The sequence below is a fragment of the Pseudomonas sp. Xaverov 259 genome, assembly GCF_019352915.1.
Lineage (GTDB): Bacteria > Pseudomonadota > Gammaproteobacteria > Pseudomonadales > Pseudomonadaceae > Aquipseudomonas.
In genome coordinates this window covers 197,769-203,963 of sequence record NZ_JAAAFV010000033.1, presented here as the reverse complement: position 1 = coordinate 203,963, position 6,195 = coordinate 197,769, and the positions used below count along the sequence as shown (strand labels likewise).

At 60.6% G+C, this 6,195-nt stretch carries 8 protein-coding genes; 4 read left to right on the top strand and 4 right to left on the bottom strand.

Features of this window, described 5'->3' with window-relative positions:
• Positions 1 to 131: 131 nt before the first annotated feature.
• On the bottom strand, positions 132 to 1,349 hold the full coding sequence (locus K0H48_RS15075; RefSeq protein ID WP_219268082.1) for a winged helix-turn-helix domain-containing protein: 1,218 nt from the start codon (positions 1,347 to 1,349) through the stop codon (positions 132 to 134).
• 45 nt (positions 1,350 to 1,394) lie between these two features.
• Positions 1,395 to 1,601 (bottom strand): DUF1127 domain-containing protein, encoded by a 207-nt coding sequence (locus K0H48_RS15070; protein WP_056857178.1) that lies wholly within the window; start codon positions 1,599 to 1,601, stop codon positions 1,395 to 1,397.
• Positions 1,602 to 1,671: 70 nt separating this feature from the next.
• On the opposite strand from K0H48_RS15070, the gene K0H48_RS15065 reads away from it, so the two are divergent.
• Positions 1,672 to 2,553 carry a LysR family transcriptional regulator gene (locus tag K0H48_RS15065; RefSeq protein ID WP_219268080.1) on the top strand — a complete coding sequence of 294 codons (882 nt, stop codon included), beginning with the start codon at positions 1,672 to 1,674 and terminating at the stop codon, positions 2,551 to 2,553.
• Here the strand turns inward: K0H48_RS15065 and K0H48_RS15060 are convergent.
• Positions 2,543 to 3,292 carry a sulfite exporter TauE/SafE family protein gene (locus tag K0H48_RS15060; protein ID WP_138816097.1) on the bottom strand — a complete coding sequence of 250 codons (750 nt, stop codon included), beginning with the start codon at positions 3,290 to 3,292 and terminating at the stop codon, positions 2,543 to 2,545. The genes K0H48_RS15065 and K0H48_RS15060 overlap by 11 nt on opposite strands.
• 108 nt (positions 3,293 to 3,400) lie before the next feature.
• Here K0H48_RS15060 and K0H48_RS15055 point away from each other — a divergent pair, with 108 nt between their 5' ends.
• From K0H48_RS15055 to K0H48_RS15045, 3 genes are all read left to right on the top strand, one after another.
• Positions 3,401 to 4,351, top strand: coding sequence for a LysR family transcriptional regulator (locus tag K0H48_RS15055; RefSeq protein WP_219268079.1), 951 nt, complete (start codon positions 3,401 to 3,403; stop codon positions 4,349 to 4,351).
• 79 nt (positions 4,352 to 4,430) lie between these two features.
• A complete protein-coding gene (locus K0H48_RS15050) occupies positions 4,431 to 4,883 on the top strand; it encodes a MarR family winged helix-turn-helix transcriptional regulator (RefSeq protein WP_219268078.1) in 453 nt (150 codons plus the stop codon).
• Between the two features lie 249 nt (positions 4,884 to 5,132).
• The gene (locus K0H48_RS15045) at positions 5,133 to 5,552 is read left to right on the top strand and encodes an organic hydroperoxide resistance protein (protein WP_056857183.1); all 420 of its coding nucleotides are present in this window, start codon (positions 5,133 to 5,135) and stop codon (positions 5,550 to 5,552) included.
• Positions 5,553 to 5,619: 67 nt separating this feature from the next.
• Here K0H48_RS15045 and K0H48_RS15040 read toward each other — a convergent pair whose 3' ends face one another.
• On the bottom strand, positions 5,620 to 6,192 hold the full coding sequence (locus K0H48_RS15040; protein WP_053255151.1) for an elongation factor P: 573 nt from the start codon (positions 6,190 to 6,192) through the stop codon (positions 5,620 to 5,622).
• Positions 6,193 to 6,195: the final 3 nt, after the last annotated feature.

The following is a 6,195-nucleotide window of genomic DNA, read 5'->3' as shown; positions in this document are numbered from 1 at the left end:
CCCGCGTTGGGTGGCGAAGCCACCCTAAAACCATCCACCCCGTTCTTCCAGATATACCGAGGTGTTTGTAATGGGGCTGCTTCGCAGCCCAACGCGGGGCAAGCCCGCTCGCCACAAGATCCCTCGAAAACTCATATTTGCAACATCGCCACCCTTAGCCGCGCCGCACTCGGCCGCTGGCAGTTGAGCTGCACCTGTTCCAGCCCAAGCCAGTGCGCCATATGCCGCAGATTGAGCGCCAACGCCTGCATCCCTTCCTCATCCAGCCCCGGCTCCTCCTCATGCACCGCATGCACTGCCAGGCGCCCATTCGCGCGTTCGGCGCGCAGGTCGACGCGGGCGGCGATCCGCTCGTTGTGCAAAAACGGCAGCACGTAATAGCCGTATACCCGTTTGTCTTGCGGCGTGTAGATCTCAAGCCGGTAACGAAAATCAAACAGACGCTCGGTGCGGCTGCGCTCCCAGATCAATGAATCGAACGGTGACAGCAAAGCGCTTGCCGGCACTTTGCGCGGCACTTTCGGTTCCGGCAGGCAGTACGCTGGCTGTTTCCAGCCTTGTACCTGGCACACCTGCAATTGCCCATCTTCGACCAACTCGGCCAGACGCCCACGGCTGTCGGCGGGGGCCAGGCGGAAATAGTCGCGCAGATCTTTTTCGGTGGCGACGCCCAATGCGGTCGCGCTGTGCAGCAGCAAACCGCGCTGAGCCTCGGCTTCGCTCACAGACACTTGAAGCATGTCGGCAGGAATGACCCGTTCCGGCAAATCATAAAGTCGCTCAAAACCACGCCGCCCCGCGACGGTGACCAAACCGGCAGCGAACAACCATTCCAGCGCGTGTTTTTCATCACTCCAATCCCACCAAGGGCCGGCACGCTCCTCGCGGGTAGACAAGCTGCCCGCGCCCAATGCGCCCTGCTGCTCAACGGTGTGCAGCACACGCTGGATAGTGGCCTGCTGCTCACGCCCAAAGCGTGCCATCTGCGAATAAATGCCCTGCCCCAACTTCGCTCGCTCCATGCGCCAGCGCATCAACGGGTACAGCGCCATGGGCAGCAAAGAGGCCTCATGGCCCCAATACTCAAACAACGAGCGTCGCCGCCCCTGGCTCCAGGCAGCGTGTTCAAGGATCAACGGGGAGTAATTGCCCAGCCGCGAAAACAGCGGCAGGTAATGCGAACGCACCACTGCATTGACCGAGTCGATTTGTAATACGCCCAACCGCTCGATCATCCGGTTGAGGTGCGCAGCCTTGATCAAGGCTGGCGCCTGGCGCCCGGAAAAACCCTGGGCCGCCAGTGCCATGCGACGCGCTTGCTTGAGGGAAAAGGACAGGTCGGCGGGCATGGTTCTCTCCGTGTGGGCTCACCGACCACCCTACTGCATCCCGGCTTATTTTCGCAGCGGGTCTTGCCAGAAATGCAGGTGACGCTCCTGCTCGACATCGCCGCGATTGAGCCCGATGTCTTTAAGCGCTTCATCGCTCAGGCTTGCCAGGGTGTGGCGCTCTTCATGCAGCGCCTGCCAACGGGCAACCGTGCGCAACAGCCCGGAAAACGGGCGCTTGCCCAACAACACAAAACCTCTTTGACCTTTCATCTTCTCGCCCTCCAGTGGGGATGGCGCAAGTGTGTGCCTGGCCTTATGATCAATCCAACGAATGTTTCTTATGCAACACATCTCGGAGATTGATCAATTGTCCGGCTACCCCAGCATCGACACCGAAGTGCTGCGCACCTTCGTCGCCATCGCCGACCAGGGCGGCTTTACCCGCGCAGGCGAGTTGGTCAACCGCACGCAATCGGCGGTGAGCATGCAGATGAAGCGCCTGGAAGAAGACGTGCTGCAGCGCAAGCTGTTCGAGCGTGATGGCCGACAGGTAAGGCTCACGCCGGAAGGTCAGGTATTACTGGGTTATGCACGGCGCATCCTGAAACTGCACAGCGAGGTGTTCAACACCCTGCGCGAGCCGCATATGGTCGGATTGGTGCGCATCGGCACGCCGGATGACTACGTGATGCGCTTTCTGCCGGGCATTCTCAAACAGTTTTCCAAGGCCTACCCGCTGATCCAGCTCGAGATGCATTGCGAGTCGTCATCGGTATTGCTGCCGCGCAGAGACTTGGCGCTGACGGTCATCAGCCGTGAGCCCGGCAACGATATTGGCGAGTTGTTGCGCACCGAGCGCATGGTGTGGGCTGCCGCGCCGTGCTTCTGTCCGGACGAGCACGAGACACTGCCTTTGGCAGGTTCCGGTACGGACTGCCTTTACTACCAGTGGACCCGTACAGCGCTGGATGCGGCCGGGCGTGATTATCGTATGGCGTACCACAGCTCTAACGTGGCGGCGATCCAGGCGGTGGTTAACGCGGGGCTGGCAGTGATGGTGTGCATGGAAAGCCTGGTGACCGACGACCTGCGAATTCTGGGCAGCGACGAGGGCTTTCCGCCGCTGCCCTCGATGAACCTGCACTTGTTGCGCAACCCGGCGATGACCTCGCCGATCACCGAATGCCTGGCGCAATACATCGTCGAAGGCTTCAGACTTTAAAGGTCAACATCACCGCACACACGGCCAGAAAGCCACAGAACAGCCCGCGCAACACGCGCTCCGGCAGCGCGTGGGCGACTTTCACGCCCCAACTGATGCTCAGCAGGCCGCCCACCGCCAGCGGCACGCCGATCATCCAGTCCACCTCATGGTGCCAGGCGTAGGTAACCAGCGTCACGCCAGTGCTCGGCAATGCCAGGGCCAGCGACAAGCCTTGCGCAACCACCTGGGTGGTGCCGAACACGCTGGTCAGCACCGGTGTGGCAACCACCGCACCGCCCACGCCAAACAAACCACCCATGGAACCGGACGCGGCACCCAACACCCCAAGCCATGGCCAGGAATAACGCATTTGCGCAGTCGGCGGTGCATTGCGGGTGAACAGGCGCAGCAGGTTGTACGCCGCCAGCGCCAGCAAAAACGCGATGAAGCCAATACGCATGGCCCCGGCGTCCAGGCCCACCGCCCAGATCGAACCGAGCCAGGCAAAGCTGAAACCCATGACCCCCAACGGCAACGCGTGACGTAATTCAATCCGGTTGCGCTGGTGATAACGCCACAAGGCCAGCATCACGTTGGGCACGACCATCACCAAGGCCGTGCCTTGGGCAATCTGTTGATCCAGGCCAAACAGCACCCCCAGCACCGGGATTGCGATCAGCCCGCCACCAATGCCAAACAAGCCGCCGACCGTGCCGAGCGCCGCGCCCAATACCAGATACATTGCCAAATCCACCACAGCTCACCACTCCAGAAGCCCAGGCCTTGCATGCTACGCAGTCGGCTCTAGCGTGGAAACGCACAGCAACGCACAATGGCTGTGCCAATCTCGCATAAGCGACTGCCCATGAACCCCAATGCCTTGACCGATCAACTGAGCCTGTTTCTGGACGTATTGGAGACCGGCAGTTTTTCCGCCGCCGCGCGCCGCCATCCACTCACACCCTCGGCGGTGGCGCGGCGCATCGACAGCCTGGAAAGCTCGGTGGGCAGCCGCCTGTTCCAGCGCAGCACCCACGCGGTGGTGCCCACGCCGGCGGGCCTGGCCTTCGCCGAGCGGGCGCGGCGGATTGTCAGTGAGTTGCAACTGGCCCGCGCCGAGGCTGTGTCCTTGAGCCATGCGCCGGAAGGTCTGATCCGGGTGGACGCCCCCGCCGCCTTTGGTCGACGGCACTTGGCGCCGGTGATTGCCGACTTTTTGAACGTGTACCCTGGGCTGGACGTGCACCTGCACTTGATTGACAGCTTTGTCGATATGCAGGGCGCGCACCTGGGCAAAGTCGATCTGGTGCTGCGCGCCGGGCATATCGTTGACACTCGCCTGGTGGCCACGCCCCTGGCGAGCATTGTGCGCATCGCCTGCGCCAGCCCGGCCTACCTCAAACGCCATGGCACGCCGAGCCACCCACGCGAACTGAGCGAGCATGATGGCCTGGACTGGGACGGCCTGGCGCCGATGTTCGCCTGGCGCTTCGAGCTGGATGGCCGCCGTACTCTCTACCGGCCGCGCCGAATCCGCATGAGCGCCAACAATGCCGAAGCCTTGCTGTCCGGCGCCCTCGCCGGGCTGGGCATTGCGCATCTGCCAACGTGGCTGGCCAGCGAATACCTGGTGCGCGGCGAGCTGCTGCCACTGTTTTGCGAAAACGGTCTGCCCAGCCCGGAAACCGCCGGCATCTACGCGTTACGCCTGGAACAGCAACCCAATGCGCGCAGCCGCTTGCTGCTGGAATACCTCAAATCGCGTTTCAGCCCCGTGCCGCCATGGGATCTGGCGCTGCAAAGCGGCTTGGTCTGACCGGTGCGTCAGAATTATCTGGCGCATTAAAGGTTTGCCCGCTAGATTCCTGGGCAGACACGTTTTTTAAGGCAGCCCCATGAGCAAAAATCCCGACCCGTGCGAAAACCTGATGCTGGACAACCAGCTGTGTTTCGCCCTGCACTCCACGTCGTTGCTGATGACCAAGGTGTACAAGCCCTTGCTGCAAGCCCTTGGCCTGACCTACCCGCAGTACCTGGCCATGATGGTGCTGTGGGAAGAGGACGGCTTGACCGTCGGAGAAATCAGCAGCCGCCTGCTCACCGACCCGGGTTCCCTCACGCCATTGCTCAAGCGCCTGGAGGCCGAAGGCCTGCTCAGCCGCACCCGTAAGCGCGAAGACGAGCGGGTGGTGGTGGTGGAGCTGACTGAAGCGGGGCGTGCCTTGCAGGACCAGGCGATGGGGATTCCGCAGTGCATCCTTGGGGCGAGCGGCTTGCAGCTTGAGCAGTTGCGCAAGCTGCAGGCGGATCTGGTTGCGTTGCGTAGTAATTTGCAGGGCGCTGTCTGACGCGATTTTCCAAGCACCAAATATCTAAAAATGTGGGAGCGGGCTTGCCCGCGATAGCGGTGTATCAGTCGCCAGATGTGCTAATTGATCCACCGCTATCGCGGGCAAGCCCGCTCCCACACCGGTTTTTTTGTTAAGCCAAATATTTTGTAAATTTATCTTGCGCACTAAATATTAGCGTTATATATTCGCCTCACCAACTACTTAGCGCGCAAATATTTAGCGCTAAAAATCCAAGAGGACGACACCATGCAAACGCTCTATACCGCAGTAGCCACCGCCACCGGCGGCCGTGATGGTCGCGCTGTTTCCAGCGACAACATCCTCGACGTCAAACTCTCCACGCCTAAAGAACTGGGCGGCGCTGGCGGCCAGGCCACCAACCCGGAGCAACTGTTTGCCGCCGGCTACTCGGCCTGCTTTATCGGCGCGCTGAAATTCGTCGCCAGCCAGACAAAACGCAAAATCCCGGATGACGCCTCGATCACCGCCCACGTCGGCATAGGTCAAATCCCCGGCGGTTTCGGCCTGGACATCGACCTGCACATCAGCCTGCCGGGCCTGGCACAAGACGAGGCGCAAAGCCTGGTCGACGCCGCGCACCAGGTCTGCCCGTACTCCAACGCTACCCGTGGCAACGTCGATGTGCGCCTGCACGTGACGGTCTGATTAACAGACGCGCACAAAAAAGCCCGACGCTAGGTCGGGCTTTTTTTGTCGTACGGTTTGGCCAGAATTACTTCTTGGCGCGACCTTTGTACGAACCACCTTCACGGGTGTCGATCTCGATCATGTCGTCGATTTCGATGAAATCAGCAACTTGCAGCTCGGTACCGTTAGCCAGTTTGGCAGGTTTCATCACCTTGCCCGAAGTGTCGCCGCGAGCGGAACCTTCGGTGTAGGCAACTTTACGCACGATGGTGGTCGGCAGCTCTACGGAAACCAGACGGTCTTCGAAGAAGATCGCTTCGCAGACGTCTTCCATGCCTTCTTCGATGAACGGCAGAACGGCTTCGATATCTTCAGCGTTCAGCTCGTACATGGTGTAGTCGGTGGTGTCCATGAACGTGTAGGTGTCGCCGCTGATGAAGGACAGGGTCGCTTCTTTGCGGTCGAGGATCACGTCTTCCAGTTTGTCATCGGCGCTGTAGACGATCTCGGTCTTGTAACCGGTCAGCAGGTTCTTCAGCTTGGTCTTCATGATTGCGCTGTTACGACCAGACTTGGTGAACTCAGCTTTCTGAACCAACCAAGGGTCGTTTTCGAGCTTGATGACGGTACCGGGTTTCAGCTCTTTACCAGTTTTCATTGC

Bases quoted from the DNA above. Each gene is read 5' to 3' on its own strand.
- K0H48_RS15045 (WP_056857183.1), top strand. From the start codon at position 5,133: ATGCAAACGCTCTATACCGCAGTAGCCACCGCCACCGGCGGCCGTGAT.
- K0H48_RS15075 (WP_219268082.1), bottom strand. From the start codon at position 1,349: ATGCCCGCCGACCTGTCCTTTTCCCTCAAGCAAGCGCGTCGCATGGCA.
- K0H48_RS15040 (WP_053255151.1), bottom strand. From the start codon at position 6,192: ATGAAAACTGGTAAAGAGCTGAAACCCGGTACCGTCATCAAGCTCGAA.
- K0H48_RS15065 (WP_219268080.1), top strand. From the start codon at position 1,672: ATGCAACACATCTCGGAGATTGATCAATTGTCCGGCTACCCCAGCATC.
- K0H48_RS15055 (WP_219268079.1), top strand. From the start codon at position 3,401: ATGAACCCCAATGCCTTGACCGATCAACTGAGCCTGTTTCTGGACGTA.
- K0H48_RS15050 (WP_219268078.1), top strand. From the start codon at position 4,431: ATGAGCAAAAATCCCGACCCGTGCGAAAACCTGATGCTGGACAACCAG.
- K0H48_RS15070 (WP_056857178.1), bottom strand. From the start codon at position 1,601: ATGAAAGGTCAAAGAGGTTTTGTGTTGTTGGGCAAGCGCCCGTTTTCC.